Raw genomic sequence first — 15560 nt, 5'->3', positions numbered from 1 at the left:
ATGACTCAGTGGATAGCAGGACAGTGGGTGGCAGGTCAAGGCGACGCCATGACATCAGTAAGCCCATACAATAATGAAGTCGTGTGGCAAGGCGATAGTGCAACTCCAGCACAGGTTGAATCTGCAGTAGCAGCGGCGCGTGACGCTTTCTTAGTATGGAAAAAGATGAGCTTTGCAGAGCGTGAAGCGATCGTGTTGAACTTTGCTGAGAAGGTAAAAGAGAACAGCGAAGAAATTGCACAGATTATTGCAAAAGAGACGGGTAAACCGATTTGGGAAACTCGCACTGAAGCGGGTGCGATGGCGGGTAAAATCGCTATCTCTATTCGTGCTTACCACGAACGTACGGGTGAAGCTTCACGTGAAGCCGCAGGCAACCAAATCGTACTGCGTCATCGCCCATTAGGCGTAATGGCGGTATTTGGTCCTTACAACTTCCCTGGTCACCTACCTAACGGTCATATTGTTCCGGCACTGCTATCGGGTAATACCGTGGTATTTAAGCCGTCAGAGCAGACACCTTGGACGGGTGAGTTTGCGATGAAGCTATGGCAAGAAGCTGGCCTTCCTGCTGGCGTGATTAACCTAGTGCAAGGCGCTAAAGAGACAGGTATCGCACTGGCTGATGCTAAAGGCCTTGATGGCGTGCTATTCACAGGTAGTGCGAATACTGGTCATATCCTTCACCGTCAATTCGCAGGTCAACCGGGCAAGATGTTAGCGCTAGAGATGGGCGGCAACAACCCTATGGTGATCACTGACCAATTTGGTGATGCTGACGCGACGGTTTATACCATCATTCAATCGGCTTTCATCAGTGCGGGTCAACGTTGTACATGTGCACGTCGCTTGTATGTGCCTGTTGGAGAGAAGGGCGATCAACTGCTGGACAAGCTCGTGGCTGCGACCTTGAAGATTCGTGTCGATCAGCCATTCGCTGAGCCTGCACCATTCATGGGGCCACAAATTTCGGAAGCTGCGGCTAAATTCATTCTGGACGCGCAAGCTAATCTGCAATCGTTAGGCGGTATAAGCCTAGTAGAAGCAAAGGCGGGTGAAGCGGCGTTTGTTTCTCCGGGTATTATTGATGCAACCAACATTGCTGAATTACCAGATGAAGAGTACTTCGGTCCATTGTTGCAAGTGGTTCGTTACCAATCGCTAGAGCAAGCGGTTGAATTGGCTAATGACACGCGCTTTGGTTTGTCTGCAGGCCTAGTTTCAACAGACGATTCAGAATGGGAATACTTCGTTGACCATATCCGTGCGGGTATTGTTAATCGTAACCGCCAGCTAACAGGCGCAAGTGGTGATGCTCCATTTGGTGGCCCGGGTGCTTCAGGCAACTTACGCCCAAGTGCTTACTACGCGGCGGACTACTGTGCTTACCCTATGGCATCAATGGAAGGTGGTGAAACTCAACTGCCAGCGACATTTAGCCCAGGTATTGAGCTCTAGTTTAAGCTCTTAAGCTATAAGTTCATGAATCATAAGCTTATGAGCTCTAGGTTCATGAATAACAGATTCATTGGTTAATTGTGTAATGAGGAAGCGGTGTTATCGCTTCCTTTTTCCATCACGTCCGACACCTAGATTGGGCGGTAGATAATAATAGAACAAGTATGTCACAGGCTGATGGCTGCTGACTCTGTGTCCAGCCTCTCCCTCTCTAATCCAAATTACTAGCTTGCTAGAACCTCTGACAAGGAGTCACCATGACGCCCGATCTACTCTTTAAATCACTATGGGACGATTACATTCACAGGCTTTGCCCATCGGCCGAGAAAGTTCATCATCTGCTGAAAGAAGACGAAGCCCTGATTAATGATCACATTGCACTGCGAACTTTCAATGTTGCACCGCTAGGTATTGAAACACTGGCTAAGCCTTTCCTTGAATTAGGCTACAAGGCTTGTGGCGACTACTTGTTTGAGAGCAAGAAGTTAGTGGCTAAGCACTACGAGCACCCAGACCCAAACCAACCGAAAGTGTTCATTAGTGAGTTGAAGGTAGAAGAGTGTTCAAGTGACTTACAACAGATCGTTGCGAAGTTGGTTGAGCAAGTAGACGCAAGCAAGCTTCAAGGTCATGAGTTCTTGTTTGGTGGTCGCCTTTGGGATCTGAGTTTCGCGGATTTCCAAGTCCTAGCAAAAGAGAGTGAATACGCGTCTTGGCTAGCGGCTCATGGTTACGGTGCAAACCACTTTACGGTGAGTGTGAACCAGCTTAATGAGTTCGATGAAGTACAGACTGTGAATGACTATTTGAGTGATTCAGGTTTCACTATCAATGCATCTGGCGGTCAGGTTAAAGGCTCTCCAGAGGTCTTATTAGAGCAATCATCTACAATGGCAGACAAAGTGCCAGTTTCATTTGTTGAAGGCAATGAGGTGATTCCTGGTGGCTTCTACGAGTTCGCTAAGCGTTATGCGATGGCGAATGGTGAGCTTTATACAGGATTTGTTGCAGCATCGGCTGACAAGATCTTTGAGAGCACCAACGGTTAAAGAAAGATACGAGCACGGGCTTTACCCTAAAGATGCGGGTACGCTTCGCTTTGAGAGTGTTTGCGCTTGGACGCGGGAGGTGCTCCATTCGCATCTCGCATCTGCTCTCTAGATCTTTAGAAAACAAAAAAGCCACCAAATTTGCATTTGGTGGCTTTCAAATTTTTGGCTCAGTTAATCGAGATTAACGAGTGCCGTATACCACGATAGTTTTACCGTGTGCAGAAATTAGGTTCTGCTCTTCTAGCATCTTCAAGATACGACCTACTGTCTCACGAGAACAACCAACAATCTGGCCAATCTCTTGACGAGTGATCTTGATTTGCATGCCGTCAGGGTGAGTCATTGCATCTGGCTGTTTCGCTAGGTTAAGTAGCGTTTGAGCGATACGACCTGTTACGTCAAGGAACGCTAAGTCACCAACCTTTTGGCTAGTTACTTGTAGACGGTTTGCCATTTGCGCTGAAAGGCGCATTAGGATATCTGGGTTCACTTGGATAAGTTGACGGAATTTCTTGAAAGAAATTTCAGCCACTTCACAAGGAGATTTTGCACGAACCCATGCAGTACGCTCTTGGTCTTCTTCGAAGAGGCCAAGTTCACCAATGAAGTCACCTTGGTTTAGGTAAGAAAGAATCATTTCCTTACCTTCTTCGTCTTTGATAAGAACTGCCACAGAACCTTTAACGATGTAGTACAAGGTTTCTGCCTTTTCACCAGCATGAATCAAAGTACTTTTTGAAGGGTACTTATGAATATGACAGTGTGAAAGGAACCACTCTAATGTTGGATCGGTTTGGGGTTTACCTAGAACCATAATATCTTACTTCCTCTGCAGGGTATGCTTGCCGCTTTCCGTATTTTAGCTAAGCCTGGATTGACTTGTAGGATAAGAGCACTCGTTGAGCGCTGCAAGCTATCTTGTGTTTCGTTTAAGAATAGTATCCTTTTTCAGGTACTATTTCTTGATTTTAATCGTGACCAAGCTACGATTTTTTACGCAAAATTGTGCACATGATCACGGTATGAAAAGTAATCAACCAGAATGGTGTCTTGTTAACCTATTTTTCCGGTTTCGATGAGCTGTTGTAGGATGGGCCTTACAATGAGCTCCATAGCAAAACTCATCTTACCGCCTGGCACCACAAGCGTGTTGTGGCGTGACATAAATGAGCCATCTATCATAGCCAGAAGGTAGGGGAAATCGACGTTTTTGATGCCACGCAAACGTATAACCACGAAGCTTTCGTCTAAACTTGGAATCCCTTTAGCGTTCAGTGGATTCGATGTATCTACGGTTGGGACTCGCTGAAAGTTGATATGAGTGCGCGAAAACTGCGGGGTAATGTAGTTAAGGTAATCATCCATTGAGCGAACAATGGAATCCATTACTGCTTCGCGTGAGTGCCCACGATCGCGTGTGTCACGAACGAATTTTTGGATCCACTCAAGGTTGACGATTGGCACCATACCGATCAGCAAGTCGACGTGCTGTGAGACATTGATGTCGCCATCTACCACGCCACCATGAAGACCTTCGTAGAACATCACATCAGAATTTTCTGGGATCTCTTGCCATGGCGTAAAGGTGCCCGGCATTTGATTGTAAGGCACGGCTTCATCGAAGGTATGTAGGTAACTACGGACTTTACCCGTGCCTTCATTACCGTATTGACGGAAGAACTCTTCTAATGCGCCAAAATCGTTGGCTTGTGGACCAAAGTAGCTGATGTGCTTACCTTGCTCGCGAGCCTTACGGATCTCGACGTCCATCTCTGGTCGAGTGAAGCGATGGAAACTATCCCCTTCAACCCAAGCGGCCTTCACGTCCATCATATTGAACATTTTTCGGAAGGCTTCTGAGGTAGTGGTGGTGCCGGCTCCTGATGAACCCGTCACCGCAATAATTGGATGTTTAGCGGACATGACAACCCTTGTCTTTTGAGTAACTTACTTGTTAGCAATCGTTTACCACTATAACACGGCTCCTTTATGAGCGCAGCTTAGAAGCGCTTTGTGACTTGAATATCAACGGTTTCATGCAGCTCAGAAAACACGATGCTGACTTCCTTTGAGGCTAATTGATGTTTCACTTGATCAATCTTGTTTTGCAGTGAAACCTCTACGTCGCCGTAGTCTGTGCCTTCACGCAGCACGAATTCTTTAATGAGGTTTTCCAGTGTTTCTGGCGCAATGTCTTGCCATGGGATGATCATAAATACTTCTCTCTTTTATGTTCATAAATAGGTTTATTGATGTGTTGATTACTGTGTTTAGTGACGTTTACCACTCAGTCCTTAAAAAAGGCTCGGTCATTATGCCGAATCTTGGATACTTTCATAGTAAGCAGGCAACGCTTCTTCTAACCAAAACCTTGGTTTGAGCGTGCTACCGGTAATGAACCCCACATGGCCGCCTTTTTGAAACAGGCGATAATCGATGTTATCGGGCAACACGAACTTTGGAATCACGTCGTCTGTCATAAACGGATCGTCTTTGGCATGGATGATCTGAGTCGGTAGTTTAATCTTATTAAGTTTTGGAAGCGCTGAGCACTGAGCATAGTAGTCCTGAGCATTCTTGAACCCGTGCAGAGGCGCAGTAATCCGTTCATCAAACTCATACAGCTTGTCTATCTTCTTAATGGTTTCGGCGGTGATACCGAGCTTTTCTTGCAGCAGCTTAATCTTTTTCAAGGCATTCGATTTGAGAGAGTTGAGCAGGTACTTTTTATAGAGCTTAGAGAAACCTCGCTCAATACGACTAGAGCAACAAGCCAGATCAAAAGGTGCAGAGACAATCGTCGCCGCCGACAGCAATGGGTCGTCCGCGTACTCAGCCAAATAGTTCGCCAGCATGTTACCGCCCAAAGAGATACCAACCGCTACCTTAGGGTTATTGGGAAACTGGGCGTGTAGATGTCTTAGGAAAAAGCGTGCATCTTCGACTTCACCTGAATGGTAAGCGCGAGCCAAGCGATTGGGCTTTCCGCTGCAGCCTCTGAAGTGCATCATCACTGATAGCCAGCCATCTTTAGCAAAGGCATTCATCAGTCCGTTGGCATAAGGGCTTTCAAAGCTTCCCTCTAAGCCATGGAATAGAACGAATATCGGCTTGTTACTTCGAGCCTCATTACTTGGGGTGTCACCCTCTGGCGATTCGCTCCAAGCAAGATCGAGAAAGTCACCGTCAGGGGTTTCTAAGGTTTGCCATTGAGGGGCAAACAATGCCTGCTTTCTAATAAATCGTGGCACTAAGGTTTGTAAGTGCGGATTAGATAAACCAGCGGCTGCGGTAAATATTGTCATAAAAACAGTCCATGCTTCTTTTATGGGCTTTGATAAAGTGTTGAGCTTTTAGCGAAACGCCCACGTTTTTATTTGAGCTTGGTTGATTCTCGGTATAAGCGCAAGGGTTTCACTGATACGGGTTACAAAAACAGGGTGTAGGTAACTGGTTGAATATTGTCGAGATTGAGCTTCAAACATATTGCCAGTCATGCGCGCCACTCCCGTGTGAAAACGAAGAGCGATACTACCAAGGTAAGCTTGGATCTTGATTGAAGATTAGAGAAAGGAAACGCGTTAGGGTTGGGGTGCTGGTTCAGAAAAAGCGTCGTAGAGGTTTTCTGCCCCTAATAAACGACAGTATTGAAAAGCGAGTGGTGATTGCTGGTTAGCCGTAAGCTGAAGAGAATTAATGCAGTCGACGAGATCAGATTGCTGTTGCTTCTCTAACTGCAGTTCAAATTGGAGAGCTTCACGGTAGAGGGAATCGACGACTTGAGGTTTGAGGTGCTTACGCAGCTCTCGATAGCTATGAAGCAGGGTTTCAGAGCGGCTTAAGCACTGTTGTACCTTGTGCCACTCTTCTTCGGCAAAAGACAATTGCTGCTCATCGAGCCATTTGAGAAGCAGCAGTAGATTGACGTTGCCGTGGAACTGGTTTTGCAAAGCTAGGCACGCATCCTTTACACCGCGCACACTGTAATACTGAAGGCTAAATTGCCATAGTCGTTCCAGTGTTAGTGATATTGGTGCGTGCTCTGGGCTCATAAGCTATCCATATCCTGTTCCATCTGCTCAAGCTCTTCTTGAGTGGACATCCAATCCATTTCAACTTCTTCTAGCTGTGACTTACTGCTCGCTTGCAGAGCGAGTACTTTATTCAGTTTAGCCTTATTTTCAGCTTCATACAGTGAAGTGTCGGATAATTCTTGCTCAGCTTCTTCGAGAGATAGCGTTAACTTATCCATCTGCTTTTCAAATTGAGTCAGCTTTTTACGAAGTGGTGCCGTCAGTTTACGGAACTCGGCTTCTTTACGTTTCTGCTCTTTTTTCGCTGCTGCACTGTTGGCGCCGTCTTTTGCTGGTGCCAATGCTTGTGCTTCTTTGCGTTCAACTTTCTGCTGTTCGGTTAGCCATTTGTAGTAATCGCTTAGGTCACCATCAAACGGTGCAACTTGACGGTCGTGTACAAGGTATAAATCATCGGTAGTCGCACGAAGTAGGTAGCGGTCGTGCGATACGATAACCATCGCGCCTTCAAACGTTTGTAGGGCGAAGGTCAACGCCTGACGCATGTCGAGATCCAAGTGGTTGGTTGGTTCATCGAGTAACAACAGGTTCGGCTTTTGCCATACCAGTAGCGCTAATACTAAACGCGCTTTTTCACCACCCGAGAATGGGGCCACCTTGTCGAGTGCTTTTTCACCTTGGAAGCCAAAGCTACCTAGGTAGTCACGCAGTTGTTGCTCGGTGTGTTTCGGTGCAATTTGCATCATGTGCTGAAGTGGCGTTTCTTCTGGATGCAGCGTCTCCAATTGATGCTGAGCGAAGTAACCCATCTTAACGCCCTGCGAATAGCTCAGCTCACCGCCTTGCTGTTTCAGTTCACCTGAAAGCAGCTTGATTAGCGTTGATTTACCAGCACCATTTCGACCAAGCAGACCAATTCGGCTACCCGGAACGAGGTTAAGGCGAATCTTTTCTAGAATCAGGTTGTCATCGTAGCCCGCCGATACCTCATCCATCATCATTATTGGGTTCGGCAGCGCGTCTGGCTCTCTAAACTCAAAGCTGAATGGATTATCAAACTGAGCGGGTAGCACTTGTTCCATTTTCTCTAGTGCTTTAATACGGCTTTGCGCTTGGCGAGCTTTTGATGCTTTGTAGCGGAAACGGTCAATGTAGCTCTGCATGTGAGACATTTGTTTCTGCTGCTTTTGGAACATTGCCTGCTGCAGGATTAACTTTTGTGCTCGTTGAGTTTCAAACGACGAGTAGTTACCTGTGTATTCATTGAGCTGCTGGTTTTCAACATGCACGATGCGGTTGACGATAGGATCTAAGAAGTCTCTATCGTGCGAGATAAGAACCAGTGTGCCTGGGTAGTTTTGTAACCAGCGCTCTAGCCACATTACTGCGTCTAAATCCAAGTGGTTGGTAGGCTCATCGAGTAGCAGTAAGTCACTGCGACATAGAAGGGCTTGCGCTAAGTTCAAACGCATACGCCAACCACCCGAGAACTGGGTTAGGTTCCATGTCATTTGTTCTTGGCGAAAGCCTAGGCCATCCAATAACTCGGCAGCACGTGCTTTGATGCTGTAACCACCAATGGTTTCAATCTTGCCGTGGATCTCTGCGACTAATGTGCCGTTGTCGGCTTGTTCCGCTTTCTCTAGTTGATCTTCAAGGCCACGGTATTCACGGTCGCCATCAATCACGTATTCAATGGCTGTTCTTTCTAATGCTGGTGTTTCTTGAGCAACCCAAGCCATTTCCCAATGAGCTGGTTTACTGAACGAGCCTGCATCAATAGACAGTTCGTCCTTGATTAGGGCGAACAGCGTAGATTTACCACAGCCGTTTTTACCAACCAAACCGATCTTGTCGCCAGGATGAAAAGTCGCAGATGCTTGGTCGAGGAGTGGCTTACCACCGCGGAGCAATTGAATATCAGAGAAAGTAATCATAATTGAAATAGCATAGAAATTAGAGGTGAACAGACGCCTGCATAGTAGGCTGAAACCAGATAAAAGTCGATCACAATGCAATTTGCGTTATGATGCCAATAACATATTAATAACTTTTGCTTAAATTCTTGTGGCCTTGCCACCGTTTAGCCCTCAAAGGAATGTTTCAAAGGAATGAGTAATACTCCCTCGACAGACAAAGCCGTGCCAAAGGTGTTAATAATCTACGCACACCCAGAGCCGCACACCTCTATTGCTAATCAAATGATGGTTAAAAAGGTCGAGTCGCTCGGTCATGTCAAAATTCACGATCTCTACGCCATCTACCCAGACTTCTTTATCGATGTGCCTTATGAGCATGATTTACTCCTAGAGTACGATGTGATTGTGTTCCAGCATCCTCTGTTTATGTATTCCTGTCCTTCGTTATTGAAGGAGTGGTTTGATCGTGTGTTAGGAAAAGGATTTGCATTCGGTGAGCAGAGTGCGCTTAAAGGCAAACACTGGCGCAGCGTTATTACTACCGGTGGTAAAGAAGAGGCGTTTGGCGCCGCAGGCTATAATAAATATCCATTACAAGAGATCTTGCAACCATTCGAGCTAACCGCTGCTTTGTGTCAGATGCACTGGATATCCCCCTTAGTTTTACACTGGGCGAGAAATGTTTCGGATATGACGCTTTACCAACACGCAGAAGCGTATCGAAATTGGTTGCGAGACCCGCTACAAGATATAGGGGCGAATGATGGCTCTGACTAATGATTTTCTACAAAGTAGCGTTATATTTTTAGCGGCTGCTGTGGTTGCGGTTCCTATCGCGCAGCGAGCTGGTTTAGGTTCAGTACTCGGCTATCTATTAGCTGGCGTGGCGATTGGCCCGTGGGGGCTTGGTTTAATCAGTGATGTCGAGGCGATCCTACATTTCTCCGAATTCGGGGTGGTGCTGCTGCTTTTCTTGATTGGCTTAGAGCTTAACCCTAAAAAACTGTGGCAGATGAGGGCGCCTATTCTCGGACTCGGTGGAGCGCAAGTGCTGATCACCACCTTGATTATTACCGCTATCGCCTGTTTGTTCGGATTAACATGGCAAACCAGCCTGGTAATAGGTATGGGTTTAGCGCTGTCTTCGACAGCCATAGCCTTACGTGTTATTGAAGAGCGAGAGCTTGGCGGAAAAGAAGCGGGGCAATCCGGCTTTGCAGTACTACTTTTTCAAGATATTGCTGTTATTCCAATGCTAGCGATGTTGCCTCTACTTGCGGGTAATACGGGCGGCAGTTGGGCTGACATGTTGTGGATGCTAGGTGGTGTCATTGGCTTGCTTGTCGGTGGTCACTTCTTATTGAGACCACTGTTCCGATACGTAGTCATGAGCGGTGTGCGTGAGTTGTTCACGGTCGCGGCGCTATTATTGGTGATTGGTATTGCCGTCATCATGCAGCAGATTGGTTTGTCGATGGCATTAGGTACTTTCTTAGCGGGCGTACTTCTGGCTGAAAGTGAATATCGACATGAGCTTGAAATCGCCATAGACCCATTTAAAGGGTTACTGCTCGGCCTGTTCTTTATCTCTGTGGGTATGGCGGTGAACCTAGGTTTACTGGCAGAAAGTCCATTCGCAATATTGATCGCGGTGTCGTCTCTGGTCGTATTGAAAGGCTTAGTGCTGTATACGCTGGCTCGTATCTTCGGCACTCAAACTAAAGCGCGCAGCCGTATGGCGATGATTCTCAGCCAAGGTGGTGAATTCGCTTTCGTTATTTTTACCGCAGCGAGTGCACAAGGCATCCTAAGTGGTGACCAAGTGTCGTTCTTACTGGTTGTTGTGAGCCTTTCGATGGTGACCACGCCATTGATGCTTAAGCTGCAAGATCGTTTCTTTGCTCGTCAACTCAATCAAATCAGTGAAAGCGCGATGTCTTCTGATGTTGTCGATCGTAGCCCTCGAGTGATTATTGCCGGCTTTGGTCGTTTCGGTCAGATCATTGGGCGTCTAATGTATGCCAACAAGATTCGTATCACCGTTCTTGAAAGTGATGCCAGCCAAATCCATATCCTTAGAAAATTCGGCTACAAGGTATTCTACGGTGACTCAACTCACCTTGAACTATTACGAGCTGCGGGAGCGGATAAGGCCGAAGCCATTGTGCTGTGTACCGACTCTCCGGACGAAATCATGAAAACCGTGGATTTGTGTAAGCAGCATTTCCCGCAGTTGAAGATCTTAGCGCGTGCTCGAAGCCGTGTTGAAGCGTATCAATTACTTAACCATGGTGTGAGCAACTATTCTCGTGAAACTTTCCTTGGGGCTCTAGATTTAGGTCGTCAAACATTGACTGAACTTGGTATGCATCCATATAAAGCGAAGCGAGCAGAAGCACATTTTAGGAAATTGGATAATGGTATGCTCAAAGAGTTGCTTCCTCAGCATAGCGAAGATGCCGAGTTAGCTCAGAGAGCGAAAGAAGCTCGTAAAGAGCTTGAAGAGATCTTTGGACATGAGATGGAAAATGATCACCAATCTAGAAACTATTGGCAATAGCCTGAGCTTAGAACTTAGAACTTAGAACTAATCGCTTGAGCTTAGCTCTATAGTTGTTCTTAAAAACTGTAACTTAAAGAATCAATCTAATAATAAACGCGGTCTCTGCTTAGTCTCGAATAGAGCATGTGGGAAGAACTGCGAATCCAGAGTAGTAAAGGATATGAACGTGAAACAGAAAAAACGCTTTATTGCAGGGGCGAGCTGCCCAAGCTGCAAGACTCAAGACACACTCCGCTGGTGGGTTGAAAATAATATAGAGCTGGTGGAATGCGTCGATTGTGACTTCACTGAGCAGCGTAAACCGAAAACTGTAGAGAAATCTGAACACGCGAATCAAGAAATGATCGGTATTTTTAAGCCAGAATGATTGAGTTTCGTTAATTGATCCCCATAATATCCCGGTACAGAATTTTTCCTAAGCTCAACTGTTCGAGCTTAGTCCAAACCTCCTTGGAGCTCTCATGAAAATTGAAAAGAACGTAGTAGTTAGTGTTGCATATCAAGTGAAACTTGAAGATGGCGTAGTAGTTGACCAATCAACTGCAGAAGCTCCACTAGATTACCTTCACGGTCACAACAACCTAATTACAGGTCTTGAAAAAGAGCTTGAAGGCAAAGTAGCTGGCGACAAGTTCTCAGCAACGGTTACTCCAGAAGACGCTTACGGTGAGCACAACGATGACTTAGTTCAACGTGTTCCTGCAGACGTATTCCAAGGTGTTGAGCAAATCGAAGTTGGCATGCGTTTCCTAGCGGATACTGACCAAGGTCCAATCCCCGTTGAAGTTACTGAAGTAGATGGCGACGAAGTTGTTGTTGATGGTAACCACATGCTAGCTGGCCAAACTCTAACGTTTGACGTTGAAGTTGTAGCCGTTCGTGAAGCGACTGAAGAAGAAGTTCAACACGGTCACGTACACCAAGAAGGCGGCTGTGGTAGCCACGGTCACGACCATGATCATGACCACGAAGGCGGTTGCTGTGGTGGCGAAGGCCATGACCACGCTGAAGAGAAAAAAGACGGCTGCTGCGGCGGCGGTAGCTGTGGTTCTCACTAATACCGAATTAGCGGTTTAGTTTAAGAATACTGAAAGCCTCCCTTGCGGAGGCTTTCTTCGTTTAGAAGTCTCGCTTTTTGAGCTGACTTTTAATCTAGCGAACTAAGTGTCTGCAAATCTAAGCATCCGCAAATCTAAGCATTCGTAAAAAGTTTGGTTTTCTCTATCAGACATCAAACCATGGATGTGGTATTGATAGCACAACATTATAAGACGACGTCAGTGGAGATTTTGCATGTCACAGCCTTTTTCAATTGCCATTCATGGTGGTGCAGGAACTATCTTGCGAGAGCAAATGAGCGATGAATTAAAAACGGGTATTACCGAGGCTTTGGAGAAGTCGGTTTTGGCTGGCTATCAAGTTTTGCAATCGGGTGGCGATGCGCTGGATGCAGTGGTTGCGTCAGTCAAGGTGATGGAAGACAGTCCGCATTTTAATGCCGGTAAAGGCTCAGTTTTAACTCATGACGAATTTGTTGAGATGGATGCTTCTGTGATGCACGGTCGCGAAATGGATGCGGGTGCTATTGCAGGTGTCCGCCATATCAAAAATCCAATTGAACTTGCGCGTGATGTGATGTTTAAAAGCGATCATGTGCTGCTGATTGGTGAAGGCGCAGAGAAGTTTGCGTTTGAGCATGAGTATATCTTCACCGAGCAAGATTACTTCTTTACTGAGCGTCGTTATGACCAACTTCAGTCGATGAAAGAGAAAGGCATCTTTGCTTTGTCTGAAGCAAAATACGATGAGCAACAAGCTCAAAAATATCCAGATGATAAAAAGTACGGCACGGTTGGCGCAGTAGCATTAGACCAGGCCGGTAACTTAGCTGCAGCGACCAGTACCGGTGGCGTAACCAATAAAAAATACGGTCGTGTGGGAGATTCTCCAATCATCGGTGCAGGCACTGTTGCTGAAAATGGCAACGTGGCCGTATCAACGACAGGTATGGGTGAGTTCTTCCTTAGAAAGATGGTCGCCAGTGATGTGGCGGCAAGAATGCGTTATCTCAAGGAAGATGTGCATACGGCTTGTGAACACATCATTCAAGGTGAACTGAAAACCATGGGTGGCGAAGGCGGCTTGATTGCTATCGATGGCCAAGGTGATATTCACTTCGGTATGAACAGTTCAGGGATGTATCGTGCGAGTGTTGATACTAACGGTTGCGTGGAAGTGAAGATTTATGCCGATGACTAAGATTGTATTGGCTTAATTGGCTTTAGCTTATTCACTCAGATGAAATAAACAAAAGGGCGGCAGATGAGTATCTGTCGCCCTTTTAGTTTGCAGATTTCTAGCGATACATGTCACTAGAACCAATTCGTTATTTGGAACCGCACTTAATAGTGTGGAGGTGGCGTCTCTTCTGATGCGTCAGCGAGGTTTGAGCCATCCATATTTTTTACTTTACCCACCACGAACTTCATTTGATCTTGCATTCTCGTGATCAACATCTGTTGTTGGCTAAGCGCTTCATTGAGTTCTTCAATGGTTTGTTCTTGGAAAGCCAACTGACATTCTAGGTCATTCACGCGGCTTTCTAGTTGTTCAATTCGCTTTTCTGTCATCGTTCTTAATCCACATTCCAAGCTTGGGCGATGCCCGCAGAGGTGCCCGATATCACACGGTTCTTTTCATCAAAGGCTGCATCATACACTACCGCACGGGGAGGGCGAGCATCTTTTAATGGCTCGGCATCGTGACGAGAAATACGTTTTCCATCTTGAGTATTCCACACACTCACTTGGCTGGATGGCGTACCCGTCACCAACATACTGCCGTCGTCAGAAAAGCGAGCACTAGAGAATATCAGCTGTCGAGACCAGCTCTGCAATTGCGCTTGAGGTTCACCTGTTTCCAAATTCCAGATCATCGCTTGGTTGCCGCCATCGGAAGTAAAAGCCAATTCTCCATCCCGTTGTAGCGCAACTCGTACTACTCTTTGTTCATGCTCGAAGGTACGTAACACCAAACCTGATTCGGTATCCCAAAGATAAGCTTTGTAGTCGTTGCCGCCTGATAATGCGTAGCGGCCATTAGAAGAGAGGGAGACTGAATTAACTTTTTCTCGGTGAGCAAGGAACTCAAGACGGCGTCCGGTGACTAAGTCCACATAGATAGCTTTGCCATTAGACAGGCCAAGTAAGACTTTTTCACCATTGCTGGATATGTCGACATCGCGAATCAAGCCATCGGAAATAGACCATAGCCCCTCAGCTTGAGTCCAAGATAAGTCCCAAACGGCGAAATTCATCTGACTTGCGGTAATCGCAAAGCGACCATTGTCAGAGATGCGGATACGCGATACTTGGTTTTCTGATTGATCTTGCGGGCCGAGTTGAGCGAGTTCTTTATCTTGGACGAGGTCCCAGAGTAACAGTTGTTTTTGCTGAGAGTAGAGCAGGGCGAAGCGTCCATCTCTGCTTAGTGCAAAGCTGGTGGCACCATTGGGTTCAATTTCCCAACGTTGCTCATCATCTTGAAAGAAAAAGCAACCATTTAACAAGGTGATGACAATCGTACATAGCAATGAGTGGAAAAATATTCGCATCACATCTAATAATCCGGTTTGTGTCGAAAGACATATGACTAGTATATTGTTATAACTAACGTATTCACACCAATCTAATCATTAGATTTGTGCACAATAACCAATGGCTTGGCCATTAATTGGAGAATTCAATGAAATCAGTTTTAAAAGTATCACTGCTTGCCGCAACGGTTATGCTAGCAGTTGGTTGTCAGAAAGAAGAACCAAAGGCAGAAGCTCCACAGGTAGAAGAAGCTAAAGTTGCAGCAGTAAACTTTAAAACAGAAGATGACAAAGCGGCATACGCAATCGGTGTATCTTTCGCGAACTACCTAAGCACAAGCATTGATAAGCCAAGCGAGCTAGGCATTAACCTAGACAAAGATATGGTTCTTCAAGGTATCGAAGACGTATTCGCAGAGAAAACAGCACTTAACGAAGAAGAAACTCGCGCAGCTCTTGAAGCTCTAGACAAGCGTGTTGCTGAAACAATGCAAGCACAAGCGGCAGAAAAATCTGCAGAAGTGAAGAAAGCCGGTGATGATTTCCGTGCTGAGTTCGCTAAAACTGAAGGCGTTAAGCAAACTGAATCTGGTCTACTTTACCAAGTAATGACGGCTGGTGAAGGTGCTTCTCCAAAAGACACTGATACCGTTCAAGTACACTACAAAGGTACGCTAACAGACGGTACTCAGTTCGACAGCTCTTACGATCGTGGCGAACCAGCAACATTCCCACTAAACCGCGTAATCCCAGGCTGGACTGAAGGCGTACAACTGATGCAAGTTGGTTCTAAGTACAAATTCGTAATCCCGCCAGAGCTAGCATACGGTGAGCAAGACACACCGACTATCCCTGCTAACTCAACGCTAGTATTCGAAGTTGAACTACTTAAAATTGATAACGCTGAAGCGGCTCCTGCTCAGTAATATCAGCTAAAAG

16 protein-coding genes are annotated in these 15560 nt (G+C 46.2%); 8 read left to right on the top strand and 8 right to left on the bottom strand.

The window, feature by feature from the left end:
• Both astD and DUN60_RS12905 read left to right on the top strand, forming a co-directional pair.
• Nucleotides 1–1458 carry a succinylglutamate-semialdehyde dehydrogenase gene (astD, locus tag DUN60_RS12910; protein WP_114634061.1) on the top strand — a complete coding sequence of 486 codons (1458 nt, stop codon included), beginning with the start codon at nucleotides 1–3 and terminating at the stop codon, nucleotides 1456–1458.
• A 257-nt stretch (nucleotides 1459–1715) separates the two neighbouring features.
• Nucleotides 1716–2507: a DUF1338 domain-containing protein gene (locus tag DUN60_RS12905; protein WP_004729652.1), complete on the top strand. Its 792-nt coding sequence runs from the start codon at nucleotides 1716–1718 to the stop codon at nucleotides 2505–2507.
• Nucleotides 2508–2691: 184 nt separating this feature from the next.
• Here DUN60_RS12905 and crp read toward each other — a convergent pair whose 3' ends face one another.
• The 6 genes from crp to DUN60_RS12875 all read right to left on the bottom strand — a co-directional run bounded on the left by crp (nucleotide 2692) and on the right by DUN60_RS12875 (nucleotide 8481).
• Nucleotides 2692–3324: a cAMP-activated global transcriptional regulator CRP gene (gene crp / locus DUN60_RS12900; protein ID WP_004729651.1), complete on the bottom strand. Its 633-nt coding sequence runs from the start codon at nucleotides 3322–3324 to the stop codon at nucleotides 2692–2694.
• A gap of 239 nt (nucleotides 3325–3563) precedes the next feature.
• Entirely contained in the window at nucleotides 3564–4433 is an 870-nt protein-coding gene (locus DUN60_RS12895; RefSeq protein WP_004729650.1) for a phosphoribulokinase, read from the bottom strand.
• A gap of 77 nt (nucleotides 4434–4510) precedes the next feature.
• Nucleotides 4511–4723, bottom strand: coding sequence for a YheU family protein (locus DUN60_RS12890; RefSeq protein ID WP_004729649.1), 213 nt, complete (start codon nucleotides 4721–4723; stop codon nucleotides 4511–4513).
• Between the two features lie 99 nt (nucleotides 4724–4822).
• Nucleotides 4823–5815, bottom strand: a complete 993-nt coding sequence (locus DUN60_RS12885; protein WP_102441707.1) for a hydrolase — start codon at nucleotides 5813–5815, stop codon at nucleotides 4823–4825.
• Between the two features lie 276 nt (nucleotides 5816–6091).
• The gene (locus tag DUN60_RS12880; RefSeq protein ID WP_004729647.1) at nucleotides 6092–6562 is read right to left on the bottom strand and encodes a TIGR02444 family protein; all 471 of its coding nucleotides are present in this window, start codon (nucleotides 6560–6562) and stop codon (nucleotides 6092–6094) included.
• On the bottom strand, nucleotides 6559–8481 hold the full coding sequence (locus DUN60_RS12875) for an ABC transporter ATP-binding protein (RefSeq protein WP_004729646.1): 1923 nt from the start codon (nucleotides 8479–8481) through the stop codon (nucleotides 6559–6561). Before DUN60_RS12875 ends, DUN60_RS12880 begins: the two co-directional genes overlap by 4 nt.
• 174 nt (nucleotides 8482–8655) lie before the next feature.
• On the opposite strand from DUN60_RS12875, the gene kefG reads away from it, so the two are divergent.
• From kefG to DUN60_RS12850, 5 genes are all read left to right on the top strand, one after another.
• Entirely contained in the window at nucleotides 8656–9240 is a 585-nt protein-coding gene (gene kefG, locus DUN60_RS12870; protein WP_004729645.1) for a glutathione-regulated potassium-efflux system ancillary protein KefG, read from the top strand.
• Nucleotides 9227–11023, top strand: a complete 1797-nt coding sequence (gene kefB / locus DUN60_RS12865; protein ID WP_004729644.1) for a glutathione-regulated potassium-efflux system protein KefB — start codon at nucleotides 9227–9229, stop codon at nucleotides 11021–11023. Before kefG ends, kefB begins: the two co-directional genes overlap by 14 nt.
• A 169-nt stretch (nucleotides 11024–11192) precedes the next feature.
• Nucleotides 11193–11393 (top strand): YheV family putative zinc ribbon protein, encoded by a 201-nt coding sequence (locus DUN60_RS12860; protein WP_086048637.1) that lies wholly within the window; start codon nucleotides 11193–11195, stop codon nucleotides 11391–11393.
• 94 nt (nucleotides 11394–11487) lie between these two features.
• Complete coding sequence (slyD, locus tag DUN60_RS12855) at nucleotides 11488–12084, top strand: peptidylprolyl isomerase (protein ID WP_017083786.1); 597 nt, start codon at nucleotides 11488–11490, stop codon at nucleotides 12082–12084.
• A gap of 235 nt (nucleotides 12085–12319) precedes the next feature.
• Nucleotides 12320–13285 carry an isoaspartyl peptidase/L-asparaginase family protein gene (locus DUN60_RS12850; RefSeq protein WP_114634060.1) on the top strand — a complete coding sequence of 322 codons (966 nt, stop codon included), beginning with the start codon at nucleotides 12320–12322 and terminating at the stop codon, nucleotides 13283–13285.
• A gap of 143 nt (nucleotides 13286–13428) precedes the next feature.
• Here the strand turns inward: DUN60_RS12850 and DUN60_RS12845 are convergent, their stop codons facing one another.
• Both DUN60_RS12845 and DUN60_RS12840 read right to left on the bottom strand, forming a co-directional pair.
• Entirely contained in the window at nucleotides 13429–13656 is a 228-nt protein-coding gene (locus DUN60_RS12845; RefSeq protein ID WP_004729640.1) for a SlyX family protein, read from the bottom strand.
• 5 nt (nucleotides 13657–13661) lie between these two features.
• Nucleotides 13662–14639 (bottom strand): WD40 repeat domain-containing protein, encoded by a 978-nt coding sequence (locus tag DUN60_RS12840; protein ID WP_026012360.1) that lies wholly within the window; start codon nucleotides 14637–14639, stop codon nucleotides 13662–13664.
• Between the two features lie 131 nt (nucleotides 14640–14770).
• Here DUN60_RS12840 and fkpA point away from each other — a divergent pair, with 131 nt between their 5' ends.
• Nucleotides 14771–15547 (top strand): FKBP-type peptidyl-prolyl cis-trans isomerase, encoded by a 777-nt coding sequence (fkpA, locus tag DUN60_RS12835; RefSeq protein WP_004729852.1) that lies wholly within the window; start codon nucleotides 14771–14773, stop codon nucleotides 15545–15547.
• Nucleotides 15548–15560 lie beyond the last annotated feature (13 nt).

Source organism: Vibrio splendidus (assembly GCF_003345295.1).
GTDB lineage: Bacteria > Pseudomonadota > Gammaproteobacteria > Enterobacterales > Vibrionaceae > Vibrio > Vibrio splendidus_K.
The sequence above is the reverse complement of the archived record's forward strand: the minus strand, read 5'-3'. Positions and strand labels throughout refer to the sequence as shown.

What these genes read in the sequence shown, in the direction of transcription:
- astD (WP_114634061.1), top strand. Translation starts at nt 1, where the DNA reads ATGACTCAGTGGATAGCAGGACAGTGGGTGGCAGGTCAAGGCGACGCC.
- DUN60_RS12905 (WP_004729652.1), top strand. Translation starts at nt 1,716, where the DNA reads ATGACGCCCGATCTACTCTTTAAATCACTATGGGACGATTACATTCAC.
- crp (WP_004729651.1), bottom strand. Translation starts at nt 3,324, where the DNA reads ATGGTTCTAGGTAAACCCCAAACCGATCCAACATTAGAGTGGTTCCTT.
- DUN60_RS12895 (WP_004729650.1), bottom strand. Translation starts at nt 4,433, where the DNA reads ATGTCCGCTAAACATCCAATTATTGCGGTGACGGGTTCATCAGGAGCC.
- DUN60_RS12890 (WP_004729649.1), bottom strand. Translation starts at nt 4,723, where the DNA reads ATGATCATCCCATGGCAAGACATTGCGCCAGAAACACTGGAAAACCTC.
- DUN60_RS12885 (WP_102441707.1), bottom strand. Translation starts at nt 5,815, where the DNA reads ATGACAATATTTACCGCAGCCGCTGGTTTATCTAATCCGCACTTACAA.
- DUN60_RS12880 (WP_004729647.1), bottom strand. Translation starts at nt 6,562, where the DNA reads ATGAGCCCAGAGCACGCACCAATATCACTAACACTGGAACGACTATGG.
- DUN60_RS12875 (WP_004729646.1), bottom strand. Translation starts at nt 8,481, where the DNA reads ATGATTACTTTCTCTGATATTCAATTGCTCCGCGGTGGTAAGCCACTC.
- kefG (WP_004729645.1), top strand. Translation starts at nt 8,656, where the DNA reads ATGAGTAATACTCCCTCGACAGACAAAGCCGTGCCAAAGGTGTTAATA.
- kefB (WP_004729644.1), top strand. Translation starts at nt 9,227, where the DNA reads ATGGCTCTGACTAATGATTTTCTACAAAGTAGCGTTATATTTTTAGCG.
- slyD (WP_017083786.1), top strand. Translation starts at nt 11,488, where the DNA reads ATGAAAATTGAAAAGAACGTAGTAGTTAGTGTTGCATATCAAGTGAAA.
- DUN60_RS12850 (WP_114634060.1), top strand. Translation starts at nt 12,320, where the DNA reads ATGTCACAGCCTTTTTCAATTGCCATTCATGGTGGTGCAGGAACTATC.
- DUN60_RS12845 (WP_004729640.1), bottom strand. Translation starts at nt 13,656, where the DNA reads ATGACAGAAAAGCGAATTGAACAACTAGAAAGCCGCGTGAATGACCTA.
- DUN60_RS12840 (WP_026012360.1), bottom strand. Translation starts at nt 14,639, where the DNA reads ATGCGAATATTTTTCCACTCATTGCTATGTACGATTGTCATCACCTTG.
- fkpA (WP_004729852.1), top strand. Translation starts at nt 14,771, where the DNA reads ATGAAATCAGTTTTAAAAGTATCACTGCTTGCCGCAACGGTTATGCTA.